The 25,932-nt window shown below is 66.9% G+C and carries 20 protein-coding genes; 10 read left to right on the top strand and 10 right to left on the bottom strand.

The genetic code is table 11. From position 1 onward, the window contains the following. Positions 1-149: 149 nt before the first annotated feature. From tssH to tssK, 8 genes are all read right to left on the bottom strand, one after another. A complete protein-coding gene (gene tssH / locus IGS68_RS28595; RefSeq protein ID WP_201082519.1) occupies positions 150-2,759 on the bottom strand; it encodes a type VI secretion system ATPase TssH in 2,610 nt (869 codons plus the stop codon). A gap of 153 nt (positions 2,760-2,912) precedes the next feature. Further along, entirely contained in the window at positions 2,913-4,229 is a 1,317-nt protein-coding gene (locus tag IGS68_RS28590; protein ID WP_201082517.1) for a serine/threonine-protein kinase, read from the bottom strand. A 42-nt stretch (positions 4,230-4,271) separates the two neighbouring features. Then, positions 4,272-5,144: a Tll0287-like domain-containing protein gene (locus IGS68_RS28585; RefSeq protein WP_201082515.1), complete on the bottom strand. Its 873-nt coding sequence runs from the start codon at positions 5,142-5,144 to the stop codon at positions 4,272-4,274. Between the two features lie 22 nt (positions 5,145-5,166). Then, positions 5,167-5,916 (bottom strand): type VI secretion system-associated protein TagF, encoded by a 750-nt coding sequence (tagF, locus tag IGS68_RS28580; protein WP_201082513.1) that lies wholly within the window; start codon positions 5,914-5,916, stop codon positions 5,167-5,169. 15 nt (positions 5,917-5,931) lie between these two features. After that, on the bottom strand, positions 5,932-9,531 hold the full coding sequence (gene tssM, locus IGS68_RS28575) for a type VI secretion system membrane subunit TssM (protein ID WP_201082512.1): 3,600 nt from the start codon (positions 9,529-9,531) through the stop codon (positions 5,932-5,934). An 11-nt stretch (positions 9,532-9,542) separates the two neighbouring features. Continuing rightward, positions 9,543-10,847: a type IVB secretion system protein IcmH/DotU gene (icmH, locus tag IGS68_RS28570; protein ID WP_201082509.1), complete on the bottom strand. Its 1,305-nt coding sequence runs from the start codon at positions 10,845-10,847 to the stop codon at positions 9,543-9,545. After that, entirely contained in the window at positions 10,844-12,166 is a 1,323-nt protein-coding gene (gene tagH, locus IGS68_RS28565) for a type VI secretion system-associated FHA domain protein TagH (RefSeq protein WP_201082508.1), read from the bottom strand. Before tagH ends, icmH begins: the two co-directional genes overlap by 4 nt. Before the next feature lie 57 nt (positions 12,167-12,223). Further along, positions 12,224-13,561 (bottom strand): type VI secretion system baseplate subunit TssK, encoded by a 1,338-nt coding sequence (gene tssK, locus IGS68_RS28560; RefSeq protein WP_201082506.1) that lies wholly within the window; start codon positions 13,559-13,561, stop codon positions 12,224-12,226. A gap of 197 nt (positions 13,562-13,758) precedes the next feature. Here tssK and tssA point away from each other — a divergent pair, with 197 nt between their 5' ends. The 7 genes from tssA to tssG all read left to right on the top strand — a co-directional run bounded on the left by tssA (position 13,759) and on the right by tssG (position 21,119). Next, positions 13,759-14,847 carry a type VI secretion system protein TssA gene (gene tssA, locus IGS68_RS28555; RefSeq protein ID WP_371821930.1) on the top strand — a complete coding sequence of 363 codons (1,089 nt, stop codon included), beginning with the start codon at positions 13,759-13,761 and terminating at the stop codon, positions 14,845-14,847. A gap of 3 nt (positions 14,848-14,850) precedes the next feature. Then, entirely contained in the window at positions 14,851-15,396 is a 546-nt protein-coding gene (gene tssB, locus IGS68_RS28550) for a type VI secretion system contractile sheath small subunit (RefSeq protein WP_201082502.1), read from the top strand. A gap of 26 nt (positions 15,397-15,422) precedes the next feature. Next, positions 15,423-16,907 carry a type VI secretion system contractile sheath large subunit gene (gene tssC / locus IGS68_RS28545; protein WP_201082817.1) on the top strand — a complete coding sequence of 495 codons (1,485 nt, stop codon included), beginning with the start codon at positions 15,423-15,425 and terminating at the stop codon, positions 16,905-16,907. A gap of 34 nt (positions 16,908-16,941) precedes the next feature. Further along, positions 16,942-17,475, top strand: a complete 534-nt coding sequence (locus IGS68_RS28540; protein WP_201082500.1) for a type VI secretion system tube protein Hcp — start codon at positions 16,942-16,944, stop codon at positions 17,473-17,475. 261 nt (positions 17,476-17,736) lie between these two features. Continuing rightward, entirely contained in the window at positions 17,737-18,210 is a 474-nt protein-coding gene (gene tssE, locus IGS68_RS28535) for a type VI secretion system baseplate subunit TssE (protein WP_201082498.1), read from the top strand. Beyond that, positions 18,211-20,085, top strand: coding sequence for a type VI secretion system baseplate subunit TssF (tssF, locus tag IGS68_RS28530; protein ID WP_201082496.1), 1,875 nt, complete (start codon positions 18,211-18,213; stop codon positions 20,083-20,085). Continuing rightward, positions 20,049-21,119 carry a type VI secretion system baseplate subunit TssG gene (gene tssG / locus IGS68_RS28525; protein WP_247881467.1) on the top strand — a complete coding sequence of 357 codons (1,071 nt, stop codon included), beginning with the start codon at positions 20,049-20,051 and terminating at the stop codon, positions 21,117-21,119. The genes tssF and tssG overlap by 37 nt, the downstream gene beginning before the upstream one ends. Before the next feature lie 111 nt (positions 21,120-21,230). Here tssG and IGS68_RS28520 read toward each other — a convergent pair whose 3' ends face one another. Both IGS68_RS28520 and IGS68_RS28515 read right to left on the bottom strand, forming a co-directional pair. Next, positions 21,231-22,055 (bottom strand): alpha/beta fold hydrolase, encoded by an 825-nt coding sequence (locus IGS68_RS28520; protein ID WP_201082494.1) that lies wholly within the window; start codon positions 22,053-22,055, stop codon positions 21,231-21,233. Between the two features lie 210 nt (positions 22,056-22,265). After that, positions 22,266-22,736 (bottom strand): MarR family winged helix-turn-helix transcriptional regulator, encoded by a 471-nt coding sequence (locus IGS68_RS28515; RefSeq protein WP_201082492.1) that lies wholly within the window; start codon positions 22,734-22,736, stop codon positions 22,266-22,268. Between the two features lie 139 nt (positions 22,737-22,875). On the opposite strand from IGS68_RS28515, the gene IGS68_RS28510 reads away from it, so the two are divergent. The 3 genes from IGS68_RS28510 (at position 22,876) to IGS68_RS28500 (ending at position 25,867) form a co-directional block, all read left to right on the top strand. Then, complete coding sequence (locus tag IGS68_RS28510; protein ID WP_201082490.1) at positions 22,876-23,301, top strand: organic hydroperoxide resistance protein; 426 nt, start codon at positions 22,876-22,878, stop codon at positions 23,299-23,301. A gap of 34 nt (positions 23,302-23,335) precedes the next feature. Beyond that, positions 23,336-24,133, top strand: coding sequence for an alpha/beta fold hydrolase (locus tag IGS68_RS28505; protein WP_201082815.1), 798 nt, complete (start codon positions 23,336-23,338; stop codon positions 24,131-24,133). 114 nt (positions 24,134-24,247) lie between these two features. Continuing rightward, positions 24,248-25,867, top strand: a complete 1,620-nt coding sequence (locus IGS68_RS28500; RefSeq protein ID WP_201082488.1) for a GMC family oxidoreductase — start codon at positions 24,248-24,250, stop codon at positions 25,865-25,867. Positions 25,868-25,932: the final 65 nt, after the last annotated feature.

Genomic DNA, 25,932 nt, shown 5'->3' with positions numbered 1-25,932 from the left:
CGTCTTTCGCGGGCGCCCGGCCTCGGGGCCATCCGCTTGCCTCGTGTGACTTCGGATCATCGTCGCTTCAAGCTGCCGTCGTATGTCAGCATGGCGGAAGACGGTTACGCCGGTAACGTGGCAGGATGCGATCCTGCCGCGCGGAAGCCTCACGTGAACTCGTAGCGCAGCTCTCCCCCGTCCGCGCCGACATGGATGCCGGCCAGCGGCTGCCGGTCCTGCAGCCGTCTCAGGATCTCCCGGCTGATATCCGGCAGAAGCGTTCCGGTTATGATGGCGTCGATCATCCTTCCTCCGCTTTCCACCTCGTCGCAGCGTGCGCGGATATAACTGACCAGCGTCTCGGCATAGGTGAACGGCACATTCCAGCTTGCTTCGATGCGGTTCCGGACGGAGTCCAGGCGCAGGCCGATGATGCGATCGAGCATCACGTCCGTCAGCGGATAATAGGGAACGATCGAGAGGCGGCCGAGCAGCGCCGCCGGGAAAACCTCCAGCAGCGGATCGCGAAGGGCGCGGGAAATGCCGTCGGGCGCCAGCAGCCGCGCGGCATCCTGGCACAACCGCAGGATCAGGTCGGACCCGACATTCGACGTCAGAAGGATGATCGTGTTGCGGAAATCGATCCTCCGGCCCTCGCCGTCTTCCATCCAGCCCTTGTCGAAAACCTGGAAGAAGATCTCGTGGACGTCGGGATGCGCCTTCTCGATCTCGTCGAGCAGGACGACGCTGTAGGGTTTGCGGCGCACCGCTTCGGTCAGGCGCCCGCCTTCGCCATATCCGATATAGCCCGGCGGCGAGCCTTTCAGCGTCGAGACGGTGTGCGCCTCCTGGAATTCCGACATGTTGATCGTGACGACGTTGTCGTCGCTGCCGAACAGGCTTTCCGCGAGCGCCAGGGCGGTCTCGGTCTTGCCGACGCCGGACGGGCCGACCAGCAGGAACACGCCCTTGGGCTTGGATGGGTCGCCCAGGCCGGCCCGGGCGGTTTCGATCCGTCTTGCGATGGCGTCGAGCGCGTGGTCCTGGCCGATCACGCGGCGCTTCAGCGTATCGGCCAAAGCCAGGACGGCGTCGATCTCGTCGGACAGCATCCGGCCGACGGGGATGCCGGTCCAGCCTTCGATGACGGCCGCCACCGCCTGTTCGTCGACCGCGGGCAGCACCAGCGGACGATCCCCCTGAAGCGCCGCGAGGTCGACCCGCAGCCCCCGGAGCCTGTCGAGTTCGTCCTGCGACTCCCGATCGCGCAGACGGGCTTCCAGTGCGACGATCTGCGACACCAGGGCGGACTCCTCGGCATGACGCGCCTGGAGCCCGGCCAGTGCCGACCGTTCCGCGACCAATCGGCCGGAAACCAGGTCTTCCCGCGCTTCGTCCGGACGGCCGACCCGCCGCTCCGCCGCCAGGACCGTCAGTTCGGCATCGAGATCCCCGATCCGCCGCATCGAGTCCTCGATGCCTGCCGGCACGGCGTTCCGGCTCAGCGCCACCCTCGCGCATGCCGTGTCCAGCACCGAAACCGCCTTGTCCGGCAGTTGGCGGGCCTGGATGTATCGGTGCGAGAAGCGGACCGCCGCCACGACCGCCTCGTCCAGGACGGCGATCCCGTGATGTTCGGCGAAGACCGGCACCATCCCGCGCAGCATGGCGACGGCGCGCTCCTCGTCCGGCTCGTCGACCTGAACGACCTGGAACCGGCGGGACAGCGCCGGGTCCTTCTCGATATGCTTCTTGTATTCCGCCCAGGTCGTGGCGGCGATCGTGCGCAGGGTCCCCCGCGCCAACGCCGGCTTGAGCAGGTTGGCGGCATCGCCCGTTCCGGCGGCCCCGCCCGCGCCGATCAGGGAATGCGCCTCGTCGATGAACAGGACGATCGGCCTTGCCGATCCGCCGATTTCGGTGATCACCTGCTTCAGGCGGTTCTCGAACTCGCCCTTCGCCGAAGCTCCGGCCTGGAGAGCGGCGAGGTCGAGCGACAGCAGCCTGACATCGCGCATGGCGGGCGGTACGTCGCCTTTGGCGATCCGTGCGGCCAGGGCTTCCACGACGGCGGTCTTGCCGACGCCGGCTTCGCCGACGACGATCGGGTTGTTCTGCCGGCGCCGCATCAGGATATCGACGATCAGTCGGACCTCGCGTTCGCGGCCCGTCGCCGGATCGATCCGCCCGGCCTCCGCTTCGGCGGTCAGGTCGGTGACATACCGGTCCAAGGCCGTCTCGTGACCGGCGAGATGCGCGGCCGCCACCGGGGAAGCATTGCCTGAAGGATCGATGGCGTCCTCGGACGATCCCCGCGTCAGGTCGCCGAAGCGCTCCGCGATGACCGCCGCCTCGACGCGCTTGAAAAGCGGTGAGATGTCGCAGGCCAGCCGGCGCAGCCGCGTGTCCTCGAGCATGCCATGCAGCAGGTGGCCGGTGCGCATCCTGGATCGGCCGAACAGCAGGCTTGCGCTGATCCAGCCCCGCTCCATGACGAGTTCGAGCTCGCGGGAGAAGTCGAGCCGGGAGGAGCGTTCCCGGACCAGGCCCGAGAGCGCGGCCTCGATGTCCTTCAGCAAGGCGTCGCGCGGCACCTGTAGCCGGTCGAGGATCAGCGAGGCATCGCTGTCCTCGGCGCGCAGCCAGCGGTCGAGCCAATGTACCGGTTCGATGTAAGTATCGCCGCGCAGGGTCGCGAACTCGAAGGCGCCCTGGAGGGATTTCATCGGGAGCTCGCCGAGCCGGCCGAATACGGTGTCGCGGGTAATGATCGTCATCGCAGCGAACTTTCTTCAACGGGCATGCCCGAAATGCCGGAAACCGGCGGTCGGGGATCGTCGTGTCATGGTTATCATTCAGTGAGGCGAAGTCTTCATGCAAAGCCGGTCTATCGATATTCCGATGCCGCTGCGGCGTGGTCCGGAACGCCGTCAAGGTTTCGGCGGTACTTTCTCCAGGAATTTCCTGCGGAATTCTTCCCGATCCTTCTCGTGCTTTATGTGAACGGCCAACTGGTCATAGAATTGGCTGATCGATGCCGCCCGCACCGATCCCTGGCGGACCAGGACACGCCCGAAGGGTCCGATGAAGCTGACCAGCAGGGTCTGTACCGCCTCCAGCGCCTCGGGCGATATCGGCAATCCAGCGCCGCCGGCCTCGGGAGAGGGAGGGGAAGGGGGCGCCTTCGGCCCGCGCCCCGCGAGCGCATGGAGGAACCGGTCGCGGCTTCGCGCGTCGGGAATGCCGGCCGCCAGCCGGGAGACCATTTGCTCCTCCGACGCGGCGCGTTTCCCCGCTTCGCGCACCAGGATGCGGGCTATCGGTCCGGTCACTTCCATCAATTCGCGCTCGACGCGCTCGATGAAGTCGGATTGCAAGCCGCCGGTGGCCGCCGGCGCCTCGGAAGGCCAGAGCTCGCTGTCATCCGGCCCCGACAGGGCCGATGCAAGGGCCTCCGCGAAAGCGCCGGCGGTCTCGAAGCGCTCATCGGGATGCTTCGCCAGGGCGCGTTTCAGCACGGGCGTCAGGCGCGGATCGAAATCGCCGGCACGGTGGGGATCGACAGGGCGGTCGGAGGCAAGCTCGACCAGCAAACCGGCCAGGCTCGCCCCTTCATAGGGCAGGCGGCCGGTGACCAGATGCAGCAGCACCATGCCGGCGGAGAACAGGTCGGCCCTGTGATCCAGATCGTCGCCCTTGAGTTGTTCGGGAGCCATGAAGGCGGGAGTGCCGAGCATCATCCCGTTGACCGTGATATCGCCGCCGCCCAGGCGGGCGATGCCGAAATCCGTGACCTTCAGCCGCCGATCCCCATCGATGATGAGATTGGCCGGCTTTATGTCGCGATGGATCACGCCGCGCCCGTGCGCGTGGCCGAGAGCCGCCAGCAGCTGCCCGACCAGATCGGCCGCATGCGTGACGGGGAGCCGGCGCTGCGCGGTCATCAGATGCTGGAGCGACCTGCCCGGTGCCAGTTCCATCACGATGTGGGGGTCGCCTTCCTGCTCGAGGTAGTCGTAGATCGCCACGATGTTCGGATGCTGGCAGCGTCCGGCCGACTTCACCTCGACCTTGAAGCGCGCCAGATGCTGGTCCCGGTCGCCGGGGTTCAGCAGGCTCGCGTGGATCGCCTTGACCGCTACCGGACGTCCGATCACCGGGTCTTCACCCCGGAACACCGACCCCATCGCACCGGAACCGATACGCTCCAGCAGGACATAGCGACCCAATTCACGGGGCAGTTCCATCGACGATGCTCTCCCTGTCGTGCGGATTTTCCGGCAAGGCGGTCATGTGCCCTCGATCAGTCGAAGGGCGCCTTCCAGGCTGCGGCGCATCCGGTTGAACGACAGGCTGAGGGTCGCGATCTCGTCGCTGCCCCGGCGCTCGTATTCCGGCGTGTCCGGCTTGCCCAGGCTGACGTCGCTGGCGATCCTCGCCATATCCCGGATCGGCTTGACGACGAGGTGATAGAGAAAGAGGTTCAGCACGGCGAGGACGGCCAGGAAGACCGTCCCGCAGGTGAGCAGCAGGTGGGCGACGGCCTCTTCGGCCCGTGCGAGCGGCAGGCTGAGGGGCACCGAGACGATCTGCGCCCCAACGGTCTCGTTGGGTTGCCAGCCGAAGCCGTTGGCGCTGCCGTAGGTGTCGATCATGGCAGGCGGCGCATTGGCCGGCGTGCTGTGGCAGGCGAGGCAATCCGGCGCCGCGACCAGCGGGCGCGACAGGCTCATGATCGGGCCGTTCGGCGTCTGCCGCTCGGTCACCATTTCGGTCCGGTCGGGAAAGGACCGGAAACCGTTCACGATGTCGGCTTCGGACTCGGTCGGACGATCCCGCGGATTGGTCGGGTTGAGCGCCACGTTGCGGACCGAATAGTCCGGGTAATGCCGGCGCAGGTCCTCGAAGATCGACCCGGCCGCGAAGAACGGTACCGCCGCCCTGACGAACTTGTCATGCCCGAGCGCCTGCGGCAGCGGGGTGACCTCCTGCTCGGTGTAGCGCATGATCGAGTCGCTGGACTGCATCATGATCCGGGCGTTCGCGAGGACCTCGGTGCGGGCATCGGCAACGAACTTCTCCCGCATCAGCAGGGCCGACACGATCAGACCGGTCAAGAAAGCTAGCGTGATCACCAGGTTGAACTTCACGATCAGCCGCATGGCGACCTCCTTATGATCGATGTCATGCCGTCCGATCCCATTCCGGCGGGGCCGGGCCCGGATCGTGGGCCTGCGCCGTGCCGTCCGTCACCGTCCAGCCATGGTCGCGCCAGGAACCGTCGATCAGGGCGGGGAAGGCGGCGGGAGGGATCAGTCCCGAGGTCAGGGCGATGCCGGATCCGAACGCCGGCGTGCCGGCCGTCCACCAGATCGCCGCCGCCCGCCCGGACGATGGCTGCCGGCGCAGTGCCGCCGTCGCCGCCAGGATGCTGGGGAGTCGGTGCCAGAGCCCTCCGGAATAGATGCCGCCGAGCGACGGCCATGGATCCCTGCCGCCGGCGGCGGACCGGAGGGACGGCAGCGGCCGGTCCAGCCATTCGAGGTCGAAGTCTGGCCGGGCGGTAGCGCCGGCCATCGCTTCCAAGGTCTCGTACCATCCCGAACCGGCATCCATGACGGCGAGGATGTCGGCGGCGCCCGGCAGTTCCGCCGCCAGCACGAACGGAAAGCAGCGCCCGACCGCATCCACGCTCGGGCGAAGGGCTCCGGTCCAGCCGGTACGGCCGCAGGAACCGGCCGGCAGGGCGAAACGCCAAGTGGGTGATTCCAGGAAGCGCTGCCTCCAGGCCTCGCCGCCCGCAGCCTCTCCGGCCGAGAGAGCCGATTGCATCCAGGCATCCCAGGGCTCGATGAAATCCTCGGGAAGACGGCGGCCGACGAAGTCGGCTCTGGCGGGAAGCTTTCCGTAATAGCCGATGCGCAGAACGGTCATGAGATAGGTTCCTGGTCAGAGCGTTCCGGGGCAGCGGAAGGCGCCGGCGGGATTGGACCCGAACGGGTTTGCAAGGCTGCTTTCCTGAAGGAAGAGATCGGCCTCCGCGGGACCGTCGGCGATCCGGACGGACAGACGATCGCGCGTCGCGGCGTCGGCCCGAAGCAGGCTCCGGTCGAGCAGGCGGAACAGCGACCAGGGACCGTCGATGGCGATCGTGGCCGGACGCGCGTCGGGAAGACCGGACCTGAAGGTCACGCTCGTGCCGGCGGCGGGATCGTTCCCGGGCCAGCTCAGTTGCGCCGACCGGGCGTTCCCCGCGACAAGGCTGGCGGTCCTGCCGCCGACGGAGACGTCGATCCCGTCCGTTCCGGGACTGGTGCGCACCAGCGTCAAGCGGAAGCCGGCCTCCGGCCTGGCGCTGCCGGGCGGGAACATGCCGTCGCGGATCAGTGCCGCCCGCTCGAACTGGGCAAGGGACTCCCGCGACAGCTTCAGATCGACCGAGCCGAACTTGCGCCATCGCCAGGGCTTGGAAGACTTGTCCACGAAGGCAGCCAGGTTCTGTTCGAAGAAGCTGTCGATCAGCCCGCCTTTCGCGAAGAGCCGGGCGAAGTCCTCGAGCGAGATTTCGTCGGCGCCGTTCCTGTCGAAGGGGTAGCGGCCGGCCGTCGCCTGGGCACAGAACCGACCGCCGTTCCCAAGCCACGCATCGGTGAGCCGTTGACGAACGCCGTCCGCCGACAGGGAGGAACTGGTCCGGCTGATGCCGGTGATCCAGTTGCGCACCGGGGCCGGCAGGCTGGCGGCCTGCGCATCGATCTCGGCCAGGGCAGCCGCGCCGTCGGCGCTGCCTTGCAGCGGCGTGATCTGGCCGCCGCCCCGCGCGTCCCCGGAGCTTGCTCCCCCGAAGCGGGTCTGGTTGAGCGAGCGGTAGAGATTGCCGAGGCTGACGATCACCTCGTCGATCCTAGGTTGGGCGCCGGCCGGGCTGCCGGGCGGAACCGTGCTCAGGGCGTGCAGCTCCCGGAAATGCTCGCCGCTGAAACGCTCCGCCAGGGCGGCGATGCTGTCGGGGTTCCGCTGCCGAAGCAGGAGATTGGCGAGCTTCTCGTCCGCCATCGCCTGACGGTCCGGGGGCGCCGCGTCGCCGGCCGGCTGTGCGAGCGTGGTCTCGGTGCCGGCCGAGACGACCAGAAGGCGGATCGGCGAGGTCGGCGACGACAGGATGCTCAGCGTGCGCAACGCATCGTCGTAGGATTTCGCCGGATTGACGGCGACGTCGCCCAGCAGCCCGTCCCATCGGAGCGCGAACGCCTGGAGATAGAGACCGACGGTATCGCGTTCGTGCTGCGCCTCGGCTTCCGGGCTCGACGTCGCCGGCCCGGTGCCAAGGACCCACGCCTCCTGCCGCGTCGTCGCCGCGTAATGGGGCAGCAGCGGCAGGAAGGTCCTGAAGAAGCCGTCGCGGGTATAGAGGCCGGGAATGCCGTCGGCGAGCGGCAGGCCGCTGGCGCGGCGGAAGACCCAGGTACCGGCCGGGCCGGCATGATCGGCTATCGTCCAGGTGGGAAGTGCCGCGGCCTCCGGACCGGCGGCGATCGCGTCGAGCGTCTGCTTGGCGAGCGAAGTCTGTTTCAGGACGGCGCGGAGCTGGCTCACCAGATCGCCGTCCAGGCCGACTTGCGGCAACGGACGCTCGAGCAGGGCCTTGATGTGGCCGCCGAGATCCTGCCGCAGCCGGGCGTCCTGCTGGTCGGGATAGGATGCCCTGATCTCGAACTCGAACCAGCGCCCGACGAACGCGCGGTCCATCGGCCCCTGTCCGCCGAGCATGAGATAGGCCTTCAGGGCCTGATAGAGGAACTCCGGTTCGTCGGGGCGCCTGCGGAGCTGGTCCTCCAATCTCAGGATCAGGCGCGGCAGCAGTACGGAGCCGAGGATGCGGCGATAGGCGCCGACCGTTTGCGAGCCGAGCTTTTCGGTCTGGTCCAGGCCCAGGCCCGCCACCCACGAACGCGGCAGATCGCGTTCCGCATAGCCGGTGGGCAAGTCGCGCACCTCGTTGAGCAGGGGCAGGACACGGGCGAGGTCGAGATCGCCGACCTGGTCCAGGTCCATCTCCCGCGCCTTCGAGGCGTAGTCGCCCGCGGCGGCCTCGACCTTCGCGATCAGCGTGCGGTTGAGCATGTAGCCGGCCCCCGCCACCCCGGCGGCCGCGACGCACAGGACGGCGATCGCGCCATGGAGGCTCCAGGCGATCCGGCGCCGGTGCCGCTCGATCCGGGGATCGGCATTTGCCAACCCGGCTTCGCCGAACACCACCTCGCGCAGCAGGCGGGTCAGGAAATAGCTGCGCTTCGCCTGGATACCGGCCGCTTTCGGCTGGGGACCGATCCCGAAGCTCCTTCTCATGGCGGACAGGACGCGGTCGATCGGCGTGCCGACCTGGGTGCCGCTGACGAAATAGGCGCCGCGCAGCATGATCTCCTGCTCGAAGGAGTTCGGTCGGAACGCCTCCTCGACGAATTGGATCAGCGCGTCCTTGATGCTGGCGACCTGATGCGGAAAGCCGTAGACGACATTGCGCCGAGCGCCATCGCTTTCCTGATGCAGCCGGTCGATCAGCCTTTCGTCCAGCCGGCCGACCAGCGCGTCGAATTCGCCGCCGAAGCGGTCCACCGGCGTGACGTCCGGATCACCATCCCGGTTTCCACCCCAGTCGAAGGTGAAGCCCCAGACGGACTGCCGGCCCTCGCGGCCGAGATCGTCGAAGAACTCGATAAAGCCGGAGATCAGGTCCGCCTTGGTCAGGAGCAGGTAGACCGGCAAGCGGATCTGCAACTCGGCCTGGACTTCCTGAATGCGTCGGCGGATCAGCCGGGCATGCGCCAGACGCGCCTCCTCCCCGCCTTCGGTCACCTCGTCGACCGCGATCGCCACCAGCAGCCCGTTCAGCGGCTGGCGGCGGCGATACCGCCTCAGCAGGCGCAGGAAGCCCAGCCAGGCGGCATGGTCCTTGCCGGCATCGCTGTCCTGGGTCGTGTAGCGGCCGGCGGTGTCGATCAGCACGGCCTCGTCGGTGAACCACCAGTCGCAGCTTCGCGTCCCGCCGATGCCGCGCATGGCATTCCGGCCGAACCGGTCGGCAAGCGGGAAGCTGAGGCCGGCATTGACCAGCGCCGTCGTCTTGCCGGAACCCGGCGGTCCGATGATGACGTACCAGGGGATCTGGTACAGCCAGCGTTTGCCCGCGGCTCCCTGGAAGCGGCGCTTCCTGAGCACCGACAGGGCTTCCCGCAGGCGCCGGGCTATCTCCGCGCTTTCCCGGACGTCCTCGGCCCCGCCGGCGGCATCGGCGTCCGGCCTGACCGCCGTATCGAGCATGGCCGCGTTCTGCCGGAACGTCCTCCAGCTCTCGACCAGCCTCGTCACGCCGTAGATCCCCGGTGCCAGCGCGGCGAAGCCGATCCTGCCGGCAAGGCTGGAGAAGGGATCGGCGCCACCGATCGAAATCAGCGGCCCGATGACGAAGGCCGTCCCGGAAACGACGGCGAGGCCGCAGAGAATGAACCCCGTCCGCGGGGAGATCGGCAGCTTCAGAGCATCGATCATCGATTTTTCCCTCATTGGGCCTTGAGGATGACCAGCTCGATCCGCCGGTTCAGTTTGCGCCCTTGGTCCGTGTCGTTCGAGGCGACCGGCTGGCTCGAGTCTTTCCCTTCCGAGGTCAGCCGCGACGGATCCGCCATGGCCCCGCCGATCAGGGCGGCCGCCGCCTTCGCTCGCGCCAGCGAGAGGTCCCAGTTGGACGGGAACTTCAGGGAGCGGATCGGCAGGCTGTCGGTATGGCCGGTGACCAGGATCTCGCCCGGCTGGTCGTTCAGCGCCTGGCCGATGCGGGCTAGCAGGGGCTCGAACCGCTCAAGCACGTCGGCGCGGCCGGAGGAGAACATCCCGTCCCCCGCGATCCGGACGCCGATCGTCTGGGCATCCTCCCGCACCGATACCAGCCCGTCGCGGATCTCGGGTTCCAGGAACTTCCGCAGCGCTTCCGTCCGGCCGGCGGCGACCTCCGGCGGCGGGGGAGGGGGCGGCGGGGCGGGGGCCGCACGGATCAGATCGACGGCGCCGGCCGGCGGCAGGGCCGCCAAGTCCGAAAACATGGCATCGGAGCGCCGGTTGATCGCGAGGGCGAGACCGCAGATGAGCAGGATCAGCAAGGCCGCAGCCACTGCCGCGGCGATCCAGGGCGGCACCACGGCATCGGGGCCGCGATGTCCGAGGCCGGTACCGCGCCAGTGCGGAGAGATGTCGCGCTCGAAGTCGCCCCGGACGTTGCAGATCAGGCGATACAGGTCCTCGCGAACCGTGGCGAGTTCCGACGCGCCGCGCGGCGCTATCCGGTACTTTCCCTCGAAACCGAGGCTGATGCAGTAATAGAGCAGCTCGATCAGGTCGATGTTGTTTCCGGGATCCCGCTTCAGCTGGGCCAGCAGGTCGAAGAAGCGATCGCCGCCCCAGGTTTCGCTGAACAGCGTGCCGACCATGCTCCGGGTCGTCCAGACACTGTTGCCGCCCCAGGGGGTATTGAGGACGATATCGTCTATCGTCGCGCAGAGAGCGTACTTGCCCGCCCGGATCGAACGCGCCGACAGGCCGAGAGGCGTGATCCTGCGCTCGAAACGGTCGATCTCGCCCAGGACATGCAGGCGCAGGGTATCGACGTCGGCATGCGACGCCTGGCTCCTGATGCGCCCGCACAGGCTGAGCAGCGGTGCCGCCGCCATGACGAGCGGACTGGTACGGCCGAGGCTGATCCGCTCCCACGGCCTGGACGAGTCCTGCCCTGGCGGGTCAACCGTGTCGTAGCCCCGCTGGAGACCCAGGAAGACGTCGGCGGGAATGATCGCGGTCCGGTCGGCGGTCATGACGTCGGGCTCCCGGTCGCGGGAGTTGCCGGCTTCGCCCTTCGGCGGAGCGGCCGGCCGTCCGCCGAGCGCGGCGCGGAGGCACGGGGCGACATGTCGGCCGGCATCCTCATGTCGCCGGCCGCGAGATCGTCGTCGATGCTGCCGTGCAACTCAACATAACGGTCCCAGGCGCGCGCCTTGGCGAGGATCGGTACCCATCCGGCCATGGGGCCGCGTTTCATCCCGGCGGTGACCGATCCCGGCGCCAATTGGCGCACCAGCATCTGAAGCGTCGCCTGGGTGGTGGCCAGCAGGCTTACCTGATGAGCCTTGATATCGTCGAAGGCCTGGGCGACCGCCCGCTCCGCCGGCAGGAAGCCGGCCATGTCGTTCATCATCAGCGTCCTCAGGGCGGCGTTCATGTCCATCGGAAACTTCAGCGCATTGTTGTCCAGCCGCGCGATCATCGTCCGCTCGGCCCCGAATTCCTGCTTGGCTTCCGAGCGTGCGAGCAGCATGGCGTGGAGATTGCCGACCGCTATGCGGAAGGCGTGCGCCATGCGGCTCATCACTTCGACAAGGCGATCGTCCGGCACGTCGCCTCGCGTCAACCCGCAGATGTTGAGCATCGCATCGACCGCTTTCGACGCCGGGTCTTCCGTCGGATCGTCGATCGGGGCCGGCTTGTCGATGCCGACCGGCTTGGTCACGTCAGCCGGCGGTGGGCGTTCGATCCTTCCGATGTCGCGGGGTGGCGTTTCGGCTGGAAATTTCCAATCGTCCGGAATCCGTTCGCGCCCGACGGCGGGTGCCACAAAGACCGAGGCTTCCGGCCGCAGATGGTCCGCGAAAGCGTTTCTGCCGACGCCCCGGAAGGTCATGTCTTCGGCCGGCTGTTCGCCGTCGTCGGGCGGCCACATCGATCGCGCCGGGCCGGGGACTTGCGGTTCGGAAAAGGCTTCGGCGGGCGGAGGGTGCGGTTCTTCAGGAACCGGAAGCGGCATGAGCGCCTGTACCGAGACGACATGAAGGGCGAATTCGCCGATCCGGATCACGTCGCCGGCCTTCAGCGGAGCATGCTTGCCAAGTCCGATCGCCACGGTGTCGTCATTGAGGAAGGTGCCGTTGCGGCTGCGGTCGGTCACCGCATAATCCCGGTCGATGCGTTCGATGCGGCAATGTTCGGTCGAGATGCCCCGTCGTTCGTCGCTCAGGACGAGGTCGTTCCTCTCGTCGCGGCCGACCGTCAGCCGGTCGTCGATCTCGATCAGCTCGGGCAAGTCCGACCCGCGGTACCGGATCGTTCCCGGTCCCTCGACGCGCAAGACCAATGGCATGGGTTCGTGCCTCCACGGCTGGACGGATGGGCGGGACGAAGGGGCCGGTCGCGGCGCTCAATCGCCGCGGATCGCCCAGAGGGTCATTTCGAGGTTGGGAAAATCACCCGCGACATGCAGCGCCAGGCCGCCGGAGGTCTGCATCTCCTTCCAGAAGGCGCTGTTCCGGTCGATCTCGAAGTAAGTCACGCCGACATGGAACGGGATCTGGCGGGGCGCCACCGGAAGCGGATCGACGACCATTCCCGGCAAAGCCACGTTGACCAGTTCCTTGATCCGCTCGACCGGGCCGATCTTCACCTGGGAGGGGAAGGCGCGGCGCAACCGCTCCGCTTCGACGTCGGCGCGTACCGCCAGGACGAAGGCCGAGGTCCGGAAGAGGGTCCGGTCGTTCACTTCGGCCAGATGGATCCCGTACCTGTGCTCGCGGAGCGGAACCTGGATCGCCGTCTGCTCCAGGACGGTGTTCAGCGACTGGCGGATCGACTGGATGACGGGCTGGAACGTCGCCGCCAGATCCTCGTGCCGGTATGCCGGACAGGCAGGCGCCCGCTTGTCCAGGCGGGCGTAGGTGGCAAGCTCGCCGGCAAGCTGAACCATCAGGCCGTACAGCGTCTCGGGGTGCACCGTGGAACACCGGCTCACATGGGCGAAGGACGGTTCGTGACGGTTGATCATCTGGAGCATCAGGAAGTCCGCGATTTCCGCGACGCCCTTGGCCCCGGATTGCGAGACGCGGGCCGCCAGGGCTTCGCCGCGGTGATGCAGCAATCCCTCGATCTCGGTCACGTAGCCGGCCAGGACCGATGAGCAGGCGCAGTCGAGCGCCGGAGGAACGAAGCTCTCGTCGAGGACGACCTGATGGTCCGCTCGGACCTCCATCAGGCGGACGATCGGCATGGAGATGAAACCCGTCCGTTCGGCGCCTTCGGCGATCAGCCGGAAGCGCAGGCGGCCGATGTCGATCGCGACCTGCTCCCGTTCTCCGGCATTGCCGTCGGCGAGGTCCTGTTCCGCGATCGTGTAGCGGGTGACGACTTCATCTCCGGTCCTGGCATCCGCTTCGGCTGCACCCGGCTGATAGGCCGGCAGCGCCAGATGGATGACCGCGTTGCGCAGGTTGCCGGGGGGAGCGAAGGGGGCCGGCTGATCGGCTTCGTCGGGAATGGTGAAAGGCGTGCCGTCCTCCATGACGCCGGCTGCATGTTCGATGGCGATCTTGCCGAGGCTCAGCAGTTCACGGTTGATGCGGAGTTCGGTGAACCCCCAGCCGTAACCGCGCAGCGCCTGGGTTCGGCCGCGGACGAACTTCTCCATGTAGCGATCGGCTTGCTGAAGGTGCTGCGGCCGCAGGAACAATCCCTCCGACCAGATGACCTTGTTGTTCCACGACATTCGCGCGGCCCGCCTGATGTGGACTTGTTGAGAGCTAGATTCGACGGTCTCAACATAGACAGGTTCCGGCCTGTTCCTGCATGCGTTTAGGTAATAGCGATATTCACCGATGTAATTCAGGGTGATTTCATTGCCGGCATGTCGATATGCCAATCCCGTATGACGATCATTCCGGCAGATGACTTAATAATCCCGCTATGCAGTGTCGGAAAATCATCGGATCGGCACCGCTGGTGTATCGCAGTCCCGGAAGGCGAAAGATGCGGAGCGCTGATCATGCGGAATTGCTTGAGCCCGTCGACGGAGCGTCCCCGTGCGGTGAACCCCTGGACTATGATCCAGGTTTCCTGGAATTGGAACGCGCCACCCGTGCAGGACCCGAGCGGCAGGCCGGCGACCAGACCGTGGCCGGGGACGCGCCGGACTGGCGGCGTGTCGCGGAACTGGGGGGCGAACTTGCCGGGCGAAGCAAGGACATCCGCATCGCGATCGCCCTGGCTCGTGCCTGGCTCGGTACGGAGGGGTTCGCCGGGCTTGCCGGCGGTCTCTCGCTGATCGCCGGGTTCCTTGACGGCTACTGGGACGAACTGCACCCTGCCCCCGACCCGGACGACGAGGGCGATCAGACCATACGCCTGAACGCGCTTGCCAATCTCCGCGATTCAGCCGGATTGCTGGCCGAGATCCGGCGTATTCCGCTTGCGGCCGCCCGCGGCGTCGGCAGCTTCACCTTCAACGACTGGCAGGCGGTCCGGCATGGCAACCCGGACGGCGAAGGTCCGACGCTGGCCCAGGTCGAGGGAGCGTTCGGCGAGACCGGTCCGGCGGCGCTCGACCAGGCGAGCGCCGCGATCGCATCCTGTCTTGCCTCGCTGGCCGCCATCGAAGGCAGCATCCGGACCCGTGTCGGGCCGGGCGACGCGATCCGCCTGGACCCGCTGAGGGACCTGCTGGCGCAGGTCAAGTCGGTGATCGACGATCACCGGCCCGGGCGCACCGCCGAACCGGCCGATGCCGGGACCGGGCGGGAGGACGATCCGCCGCGATCGATCACCGGCGGGATAGCCGGCCGCTCCGACGTGATCGGCCTGCTTGACCGCATCTGCCAATGGTACCGCACCAACGAGCCGTCGAGTCCCGTCCCGATCCTGCTGGAGCGGGCCAAGCAGATGGTGTCGAGGGATTTTCTCGAGCTGCTGATGGAGCTGGCGCCCGACGGCGCTCCCCAGTTCCGCAATGTGGCCGGGCTTCGCAGTCCTGGACCGATCGAAGAGGATGAAAATTAGATCATGTTGAAAGCAAGCAGCCAGAAGTTCATCCGCCGCAACCGGGCGCCCCGTGTCCAGATCGAGTACGACGTCGAACTGTACGGCAGCGAGCGGAAGGTGCAGTTGCCCTTCGTCGTGGGGGTATTGGCCGATCTTTCCGGAAAGCGCGTCGAGCCGCTGCCGGATCTGGCCGATCGCAAGATGGTCGAGATCGATATCGACAACTTCGACGCAAGGCTTCGCTCGATGAAGCCGCGGGTGGCGATCAACGTCGAAAACACCCTGACCGGCGAAGGAAGCCTGCCGGTCGACCTGACGTTCGAGCAGATGGACGACTTTTCGCCGGCCGCCGTGGCGCGCCGGGTCGATGCCCTCCGGAAGCTCCTGGATGCCCGGACGGAGCTCGGCAACCTGCTGACATACATGGACGGCAAGAGCGGCGCCGAACGCCTGCTGGGCCGGCTTCTCGCCGACCCGGAGTTGCTGAAGGTCGTGTCGGCCAGGGCCGGCGCTCCGGCCGGTTCCGAAGAGATCGCCGCATCGGAAGAAGGGGAAGCACAGTCATGAGCATGGACCAGATGCAGCAGGCCCGGATGCAGCAGGCGGCACCGCCCGTCGCGGAAGCCACCCTGACCGACGACGGCTTCGCCCAGCTCCTTCAGCGCGAGTTCAAGCCGCGCACCGAACAGTACCGCGACGCGATCGAGCGCGCGGTGGCGACCTTGGCAGGGCAGGCGCTGGCCGAGACCCAGCTGATCGGCGACGATGCCGTCGCCACGATCCAGGCGATCGTCGCGGAACTCGACCGCAAGCTGACCGAGCAGCTGAACCTGATCATCCATCATCCCGATTTCCAGCAGCTGGAAGCGGCATGGCGCGGCCTTCACCAGCTCGTCTTCAACACCGAAACCGACGAAACCCTGAAGATCCGGGTGCTGAACACCAGCAAGAAGGAGCTGGCGCGTTCCGCGCGGAAGTACCGCGGGATCGCCTGGGATCAGAGCCCGCTGTTCAAGAAGATCTACGAGGAGGAGTTCGGCCAGATCGGCGGCGAGCCTTACGGCTGCCTGATCGGCGACTTCCACTTCGACCACACGCCGCCCGACGTCGAGCTGCTCGCGTCGCTCGGCCAGATCGCGGCGGCGGCGCATGCCCCCTTCATCGCCGCCGCGGCCCCCCAACTCCTCAACATGGAATCCTGGCAGGAACTCGCCAATCCGCGCGATCTCACCAAGATCTTCCAGACGCCGGAATACGCGGCCTGGCGATCGCTGCGGGACTCCGAGGACTCGCGCTATATCGCGCTGACATTGCCCCGCACGCTCGGACGCCTGCCCTACGGCAGCAAGACCGACCCCGTCGCGGAATTCGCCTTCGAGGAGGACGTCGACGGCGGCGACAGCGGCAAATATCTGTGGTGCAACGCCGCCTACGCGATGGGCGTCAACATCACCCGCTCCTACAAGCTGTATGGCTGGATGTCGCAGATCCGCGGGGTCGAATCCGGTGGCTTGGTCGAGGGACTTCCCGCCCACACCTTTCCGAGCGACGACGGCGGCGTGGACTTGAAGTGTCCTACCGAGATCGCGATCAGCGACCGGCGCGAGGCGGAGCTTTCCAAGAACGGGCTGCTGCCGATGCTCCACCGGAAGAACACCGACATGGCGGTCTTCATCGGGGCGCAGACCCTCAACAAGCCGGTCAAGTACGACGATCCGGACGCCTCGGCCAATGCCGAGTTGAGCGCCAGGCTGCCTTACATGTTCGCGACGTCGCGTTTCGCCCATTACCTGAAGTGCCTGGTGCGCGACAAGATCGGTTCCTTCAAGGACCGGTCGGACGTCGAGGCCTGGCTCAATCGCTGGATACAGAACTACGTCCACTCGTCTCCGAACCTTGCGAGCGAGGAGGACAAGGCGAAGAAACCCCTGGCCGCCGCCGAGGTCATCGTCGAGGAGGTCCAGGACAATCCAGGCTACTACCAGGCCCGCTTCTACCTGAGGCCGCATTTCCAGCTCGAAGGGCTGACGGTTTCGCTTCGCCTCGTGTCCCGGCTGCCTTCCGCCAAGCTGGCGTGAGTTCAGGGATCATCCTTCTCCACCGGAGTTCATCATGTCTTTCGATGCCTATCTTCTCTTCACGCAAGCCTCGAAGAGCGGCATTCATCCCAAGGGTGAGTCGAAGCTCAAGGCCAACGCGATCACCCTTGGCGACGAGTGGAGCTTCTCGCTCGAGAACAAGCTGAACATCACGTCCCACACCGCCGGCGCCGGCGCGGGCAAGGCCGAGTTCGAGGCGTTTTCAATCAGGAAACAAGTAGATACGGCGTCCGCCGATCTCTTCGTCGCCTGCGGCAGCGGCGCGCATTTCGATAATGTGCAGCTGGTATTGCTGAAGTCGACCGGCGACAAGGGAGCGGGCACCCAGGCGCAGTCCAACGTGTTCCTGACCTGGACCTTCTCCATGCTGGCGGTCGAACGCATCGAGTGGAGCTACGGCGATCCCGCCCCTGACGAATCGATCGTCTTCCGTTTCGGCGCCTGCAAGATCGCCTACAAGAAACAGGACAAGGCCGGCCAACTGGTCGATGCCGGCGAAAGCGCCTGGAGCCAGATCGCCAACAGCGCCACCGACAAGGTGACATAGAGCGGATTCCGATCAGGTTGAACCGCTTCGGTCAACGCGGCTGGCCGCTCCACTCGCGGCACTGTGTTGCGCCATGGGCGCAACCTACGTTTCGACACAGGGTGGAGGTGATGCGGACCGACGATCGTAGGTTGCGCCCATGGCGCAACGCATTGCATCAGCTGTCTCGGGCGGATCGACCTGATCGGGCACGGCTCTAATGGCAATGTGGCCTGACGGCTGCGCCGATCCGAATTCCCCCTCCTGCTCCGGTGATCTCCTATGTCCAAGGCCAGCTATCGCGATCTCGTCCAGCCCTCCCTCCTGGACCGCCTCACGGACGGCGGGCGCAGCTTTTCGCTCTCGCAGCTGCGCGCGGTCATCCTGCGTGACGTTTCCTGGTTGTTGAACGCGACCCCGCTGGGCTCGTCGGTCGATCTCTCCGATTATCCGGAGGTCGCCACGAGTGTCTTGAACTTCGGCGTGCGGCCGATGGCCGGGCAGGGCGGCGGCACCACGGACCGCAGCGACTTCGAGCGGGCGATCCAGGAAGCGCTGACGGTTTTCGAACCCCGCCTGATGAGCGGCGTCCAGGTCAAGCTGCTTCCGGCCGGCTCCAGCGACACCACGCTGGTCTTCATCATCGAGGCCGATCTCTGGGCGCAGCCGGTGCCGCTTCGCCTGAGGCTCCGGACGGAAGTGGACCGGGATCGCAACACCGTCAGGATAGCCGAACAACCTGCCGAGGCGGAGTAGATGGACGAAACCTTCCTGCGCTTCTACAATCAGGAGCTTCACCACATCCGGGAAATGGGAGGCGAGTTCGCCCGGTCCTTTCCCAAGATCGCCGGCCGGCTCGGCATGGATACGGCCGACGTCTCCGACCCCTATGTCGAACGCCTGCTCGAAGGCTTCGCCTTCCTGGCCGCGCGCGTCCAACTGAAGCTCGACGCCCGGTTTCCCGCCTTCACCCAGCACCTGCTGGAAATGGTTTACCCTCATTTCCTGGCGCCTACGCCGTCGCTGGGCATCGCGCGTTTCGATCCGGACCGGGAGGGCGGGCGGCTGGAGAACGGCTACCTGATTCCGCGCGGGACGGCCCTGGTGGGGCAACTGGCCGCTGATGCCGTCACCCAGTGCGAATTCAGGACCGCCCAGGATGTCCATCTCTGGCCGATCATGATCACCGCCGTCGATTATTTCGCGGCGGCGTCCGAGATATCGGGACTGGCCATCGACAAGCGGCATGGCATGGCGGCCGCCTTGCGGGTGCGGCTTCGCACGACCAACGGCATGCCCTTCGACCGCCTGAAGCTTAAGTCGCTCCGGCTCTACCTGCCGCCGGCCGGCGGTACCGGCGGCGCGCTGGCCGAACAGCTGCTGGCCGACGTGACGGCTGTCGTCGCCCGGCCCATCGTCCGTCCCTCGCCCTGGCAGGAAGTGATCGCCGCCGCCCATGTCCTGCATGTCGGGTTCGGCGACGATGAGGCGTTGCTGCCCTTCCCGGCGCGTTCCTTCACGGGCTATCGGGCCTTGCAGGAATACTTCGCCCTGCCGGAGCGGGCCTTGTTTGTAGAGATCGGAGGGCTGGCGGACGCCGTCCGGTCGTCGAGCGGCGAGGACCTCGAACTCGTCTTCCTGCTCCGCCGGATCGAGCCGCGGCTGCAACGCGGCCTCACCCGCGAATCCATGGTCCTGTTCGCCAGCCCGATCGTCAACCTGTTCGAGCGGCAGGCGGATCGCATCGTCGTGAGCGAGCGGACCTTCGAGTACCATCTTCCCGTCGACCGGGTCCGTCCGCTCGATGTCGAGGTGCATTCCGTGCTGGATGTCCAGGGTGAACACGACGACCGATCGGCCGCCACGGTCTTCCGTCCCTTCTATGCCATCCAGGATCTCGAACCGAAAGCGGCCGGCGGCTCCTATTATACGATCCGGCGCGCGCCGCGCCTCGTCTCCAGCAGTGAGCAGAGGGAAGGGCAGCGGACATCCTATGGGGGGAGCGACGTCTTCGTCTCCATCGTCGACGCACACGCGGCGCCCTACCGGCCCAGCCTGCGGCAATTGGCTGTCCGGTGCCTGTGTACCAACCGCGACCTGCCGCTGCTGATGCCCGTCGGTCGCGGCGAGACCGATTTCACGCTGGAGATCGGAGCACCGGTCGCCCGGATCCGCTGCATCGCCGGTCCCACCAAGCCCCGTCCATCGCCCGCCGAAGGAGAGGTCGCCTGGCATCTGATCAGCCATCTCTCGCTCAACCATCTGTCGCTCACCGACACCGGTGATGGGGGAGCCGATGCCCTGCGGGCGCTGCTCCGGCTATACGCCGATCCCGGCGACGCCGGTGCCATGCAGCAGGTTGCGGGTACGCGCAATATCCGGTCGCGTCCCATCGTCCGCCGTCTTCCTTCGGGCGGCCTTGCGGCGGTGGCGCGCGGCCTGGAGATCGAGACGACGCTTGATGAAGCCGCCTTCGAGGGGATCGGTTGTTTTCCCTTCGCCGCGGTGCTGGACCACTTCTTCGCCCAGTACGTCTCGATCAACTCGTTCACGGAGAGCGTCCTGCGGACGACGCAGCGCGGGGAGATCATGCGATGGCAGATGAAGCTTGGGCGCCGGCGGCAGGCCTGATGCCCGACGGCGCCGCCCCGCCGGCTCGCGACGCGCTGTCCGAAATCCTCCGCGAGGCGGGTCGGGCGCCGGAGAAATTCGACTTCTTCGCCTTGCTGCGCCGGATCGATGCCAACTCGCCGCCCGGTCCGAGGATAGGGGAGTCACGGCATCCGGGGGAGGACCCGGTTCGGCTCGGCCAGTCACCGAGCACGATCTTTCCGCCCCGCGCGCTGGAAAGCGTCTGGCCGGACGGTGGCCATACCCGGATCATGACCTTCTTCTTCGGCCTGTTCGGTCCCAACGGTCCGCTGCCGCTGCACCTGACCGAGTATGCCCATCAGCGTCTCCATAACGCTGGCGATGAAGCGTTCGCCTGCTTCGCCGACATCTTCCACCACCGCATGGCCTCGCTGCTGTTCCGCGCCTGGGCGGCGAGCGAGCCGACGGTGTCCCACGACCGTCCCGGCGAGGATGGCTTCGCTGCCCGGATCGGCGCCTTGGCGGGCTATGGCATGCCGGAGCTCCGGGGCAGGGACGGGATGCCGGATCTCGCCAAGCTGCACTTCGCCGGGCGCCTGGGTTCCCACACCCGCAATGCCGAAGGGCTTCAGGCCATCCTGAGCGCCTTCTACGCAATGCCCGTCAGGATCCGGGAGTTCGATCCGAAATGGGTCGAGATCGCACCGGGCCAGCGCCTGGCACTCGGTGCGGATCCTGAGAACGGCACGCTCGGCGTCACCGCCACGGTGGGCCGGCGCATCAGGTTGTTCTATCACCGCTTTCGCATCGTCATGGGGCCGCTGACCCTGGAAGAGTATGAGCGGCTGCTGCCCGGTGGGGAGAGCGTCGGCCTGATGGTGCCGCTGGTGCGCAACTATGTCGGAGACGAACTGGACTGGACCCTCGGGCTCGTCCTCCGCGCCGACCAGGTTCCGAAGCTGAAGCTCGGCCAGCAGGGGCGGCTTGGCTGGACCACATGGTTGGGCCGCCGTCCGGACGAAAGCGATGCCGGCGACCTGACGCTCACGCCGTTGAATTGGGAATTGCCGTGAAGTCGATCCGCTCCGGATAGGCAGAGCTTTGCGGCACAGGCAGACGGGGTGGCTGATGATCCCGCCGCCATGCGCCCTCCGGTCCAGCCGGGTTTAACGGTTACGTCGATCTCATTCAGAAAACACGGTCTGAAGAAATCTCCCCAACATGGCATTGTATTGGTCTGCCGCATGCCAGAACGGCGCATGACCGACACCGTCGAGACGATGGCATTTCCGTTCCCAGAGGTTGGTATAATCGACGCTGCTGATGTAATCGAGATTTACGAGAGGATCCGCACCGCCGTTGATGACCGCAACCGGGATCGGGCTTGACTCGATGGCTTCGCGCTGATCGACGCCTGCGCCTGCGCGCGCCGCCTCGAACAGCAGTCTGCGGCATCGCCCGTCCGCTCGTCCGATGGCCTCCCGAAGGAACGGCTCGACCGGTTCGCCGAACATCATCTGCGCGAACAGGTCGATGTCGGCGGCGGATAGATCCTGACGGGCGGCCAGCCCCGCATGGGGAGGACGCCTGAAGCCCTCGGCCATGCCACCGCTTCTGACAGGGGGTGTCCCGGTAAGGATGAGCCCTTGCACCCCGCCGAACTTCCCGAGCATCTCGATCGCGATGTGTCCGCCGAGAGACCATCCCAGCAGCGCAGCCTCGGAGACATCGATCTTGGCGAGCATCTCGACGACCGCGTCGGCTAGTCCGGGTCTCGTGTAGGTACGTTCCGGTTCGATCGCGTCGTCGGATTCTCCGTGACCGGGTAGATCGAACGTGATGAGCCGATAGGTCCTGCCCAGTTCACTTTCGGACTGACGATCGAAGACCCGCCGGCAAGAAGAGTTGCCGTGGATCAGAACAAGAATGGGCGCATCTCGCTCATTGTCCTCGGCGACAATCTTGCCATGAGAGGTTGATACTTCAAGAATATGGTTCGTGGTGTTCATCTGGTTCTTCCTGACGATGAGCGTGTCCGGCGGAGGGGACGCTCCAGGATCATCGCGGAGCCAGGTTTCGCGGATGCCTCAAATCCGGGGCAATCGGGTTTCAGGTGAAACAAAGAGAAGGGTCACGCAAGCCCTGACCGGCATCGGGGTTGGCCGCGCCCGAGGCGCACGCCGCTTCCCCTTCGATCGCGTAACGACTGCGCACCGGTCTCAGGTACGGTCGAGGCTCCAGCGCCCGATGCGGCTGTAGATCTCATCCCGCAGCTGCCTGACCTTCACATTAAGCTCTCCCAGTTCCGAAGGGGATTGGCCGGACGCCTCGAGCAGGGTTTCCCCGAGGCATCCGGCCCTATTCTCCAGGGCGCGCCCCTGGTCTGTCAGCGCGATGACTACCTGCCGCTCGTTCTCCGGATTCCGCGTCCGTCGGATCAGGCCGGCCGCCTCCAGCCGTTTCAGCAGCGGCGTGAGCGTGCTCGATTCGAGCGCGAGCTGCTCGGCGATGCGCCCGACCGTCTGCCCGTCCTCGCGCCACAGGACGTTGAGCACGAGATACTGCGGATAGGTCAATCCGAGCGCGTCGAGCAGGGGTTTGTAGGCGCGTTGGATCGCGATGCCCGCCGAGTAGATGGCGTAGCAGAGCTGGTCGTCCAAGGGGACCGGGCGGTTGGTTTCGTTCGTCATGGCATGCTCCTTCACCCGCTATATAGGATATACCATCGCGAAAATAAATATCGCGATATTTTTCACTGGACGACGGTGAGGCCGGGTGTTAAGCACTATGTTATCGCAATAACAGTTATCGGCATATAGGACCCGGGCCATGAACATTCTCTATCGTACCGCAGCCACGGCGACCGGTGGCCGCACCGGCCACGCCGCCACCACCGATGGCGCGTTCAGCGTCGCGCTCGTCACGCCCAAGGAACTCGGCGGGGCCGGCGGCGAAGGCGCCAATCCCGAACAGCTGTTCGCTTCCGGCTATGCCGCCTGCTTCCTCGGCGCGCTCAAGTTCGTCGCCGGCAAGCGCAAGGTGAAGATCGCCGACGAAAGCCGCGTCACCGCCGCCGTGGGCATCGGCCCGCGAGACGATGGCCAGGGCTTCGGGCTCGACGTCGCGCTGACGATCACGCTGCCGGGGATCGATGCCGCCGTCGCCCGGGAACTGGTCGAGCAGGCGCATGTCGTCTGCCCCTATTCGCATGCCACGCGCGGCGGCCTGGATGTTCGCCTGACGCTGGCCGCTTGAATCGTCCATCCTTCAAGAAAGGAATTCTCCCATGATGAACAGTCTTCGCGTCGCCGCCGTCGCCGCCGTGGTGGCCGCCTTGCCGTTCGCCGCCCAGGCCCAGCAGGCCGGCCACGGCGCCCAGGGTGTCGGGGAGCAGGCGGTTCGCAACGTCGTGCTGGTCCATGGCGCCTTCGCCGACGGGTCCGGCTGGCGCGGCGTCTATGACGATCTGACGCGGCGGGGCTATCGCGTGACGATCGTCCAGAACCCGCTGACCTCGCTCGCCGACGACGTCGCCGCGACGAAGCGCGCGCTCGCCAGGCAGGACGGCCCGGCGATCCTCGTCGGCCACAGCTGGGGCGGCACTGTCATCACCGAAGCCGGCGTCGATCCGAAGGTCGCCGGTCTCGTCTATGTCTCCGCCCTCTCGCCCGACGCGGGCGAGACGACGGCACAGCAATATGAAGGCTTCGTCACGCCCGCCGAATTCGTCATCGACACGCAGGGCGACGGCTTCGGCGTCATGAAGGCGGAGAACTTCAAGATCGGCTTCGCCGCCGACGCGAGCGACGCGGACGCGGCCTTCATGCGCGACTCGCAGGTGCCGATCAACCTGTCGGCCTTCCAGACCGAACTGACCCAGGCCGCATGGCGCTCCAGGCCGAGCTGGGCCGTCATCGCGACGGACGACAAGGCGTTCGACCTTCGCATGCTGCGCCATATGGCAGACCGCATCGGCGCCGAGGTCACCGAGGTGCCGGCCAGCCACGCGGTCTTCATGACCCAGCCCAAGGTCGTCGCCGACGTGATCGACCAGGCCGCGACGGAAAGCCCGCGCAAGGCGCGCTGATCCTCGGCGTCCTCTCCCCCCGCACGGCAGGCCTCCAGGTCGGGCCTGGGTTCTTGCCCGGGCTCCGGCCGTGCGGCCGGCTCTCGACCAGCATCCGCTAGAAAGGAAAGAACGATGCCAAGCCATCACCCTGCCAGCCAGGACACGGAGCACACCCGACATGCGCAGGAACATCGGCCGCGGTTCGCCGCCGAACCGGATACCGACCATGATTTCATCGTCTGCGGCGCGGGTGCGTCGGGTTCGGTGATCGCCCGCCGTCTCGCCGAGAATCCCGATGTGCGGGTTCTCCTGATCGAGGCCGGCGGAAGCGACGAGGCCGACTCGGTGCTCGATCCCGCCCTGTGGCCGACCAACCTGGGAAGCGAGCGCGACTGGGGCTTCCAAGCCGAACCCAACCCGCATCTTCACGGCCGCGCCCTGTCCATGGCGATGGGCAGGGGCCTGGGCGGAGGCTCGAGCGTGAACGTGATGGTATGGGCGCGGGGCCATCGCAACGACTGGGATTTCTTCGCGTCCGAGGCCGGCGATGCCGCATGGGGCTACGACTCGGTCCTGGACATCTATCGGCGGATCGAGAACTGGCGGGGAACCCCGGACCCGCGCTACCGCGGCACCGGCGGCCCCGTCTGGGTCCAGCCCGCCCAAGACCCCAACCCGCTCGCCCACGCGATGTTGGGTGCCGCGCGCGAACTGGGCATCCCGACGTTCGAGAGCCCCAACGGCGCCATGATGGAGGGGCCGGGCGGCGCCGCCCTGACCGACATGCTGGTCCGCGATGGCCGGCGCCAGTCGCTGTACCGGGCTTATGTCCACCCGTGGTCCGACCGTTCCAACCTCACCATCCTGACCGGCGCCCAGGTACGGCGCGTGCTGTTCGACGGCCGCCGGGCGCGCGGCGTCGAGGTCGAGAAGGACGGACGCATCTTCGCGATCCGGGCAGGCTGCGAGGTGATCCTGTCCACCGGCGCGATCAACACGCCCAAGCTGCTCATGCTGTCTGGTATCGGCGACCGGACCGAACTGGAGCGCCATTCGATCCCGGTCCTTCAGCATCTGCCCGGAGTCGGGCGGAACATGCAGGACCACGTCTCCTTCGGCTGCACGTGGGAATGCAAGGAGGCGATCGCGCCGCGCAACAGCGGCAGCGAAGCGACGCTCTACTGGAAGAGCCGACCCGAGCTCGATGCACCGGACCTGCTGTTCTGCCAGGTCGAGTTTCCGGTGCCGAGCGAGCGCACCGCGGCGCTCGGCGTTCCCGAACATGGCTGGACGATGTTCGCGGGGCTGGCGCAGCCGAAGAGTCGGGGCCGCCTCCGGCTTCGCGATGCCGATCCCGGCAAGCCCCCGGCAATCGACGCCAACATGCTGTCCGACCCCGCCGACCTGGAAGCGGCCCGGGCCTGCGTCAGGCTGTGCCGCGCTCTCGGAAACGCCGAGGCGTTCAAGCCCCATGTCACGCGTGAAGCCATCCCGGGCGTCCTGGATGCCGACGCGGAGGATGCCTTCATCCGCGATGCGGCGGTCACCTACTGGCATCAATGCGGCACGGCGAAGATGGGACGCGACGACATGTCGGTCGTCGACGCTTCGCTCGCCGTGTATGGCGTCGACGGACTTCGGGTCGCGGACGGGTCCATCCTGCCGCGCGTGACCACGGGCAACACCCAGGCGCCGTGCGCGATCATCGGCGAGCAGGCGGCGGCGCGGCTCCGCGCCAGGCACGGCCTGTAAGGCCGGCACTCCGGCAACCGCCCTTCGGCGGCCCTGCGGCCGCCGCCTATCTCATGGGGAAGACG

The organism is Skermanella sp. TT6, from assembly GCF_016653635.2.
In the GTDB taxonomy this organism is placed as follows: domain Bacteria; phylum Pseudomonadota; class Alphaproteobacteria; order Azospirillales; family Azospirillaceae; genus Skermanella; species Skermanella cutis.
Note: the sequence above shows the minus strand (reverse complement) of the source record. Positions and strands in the feature narration are given on the sequence as shown.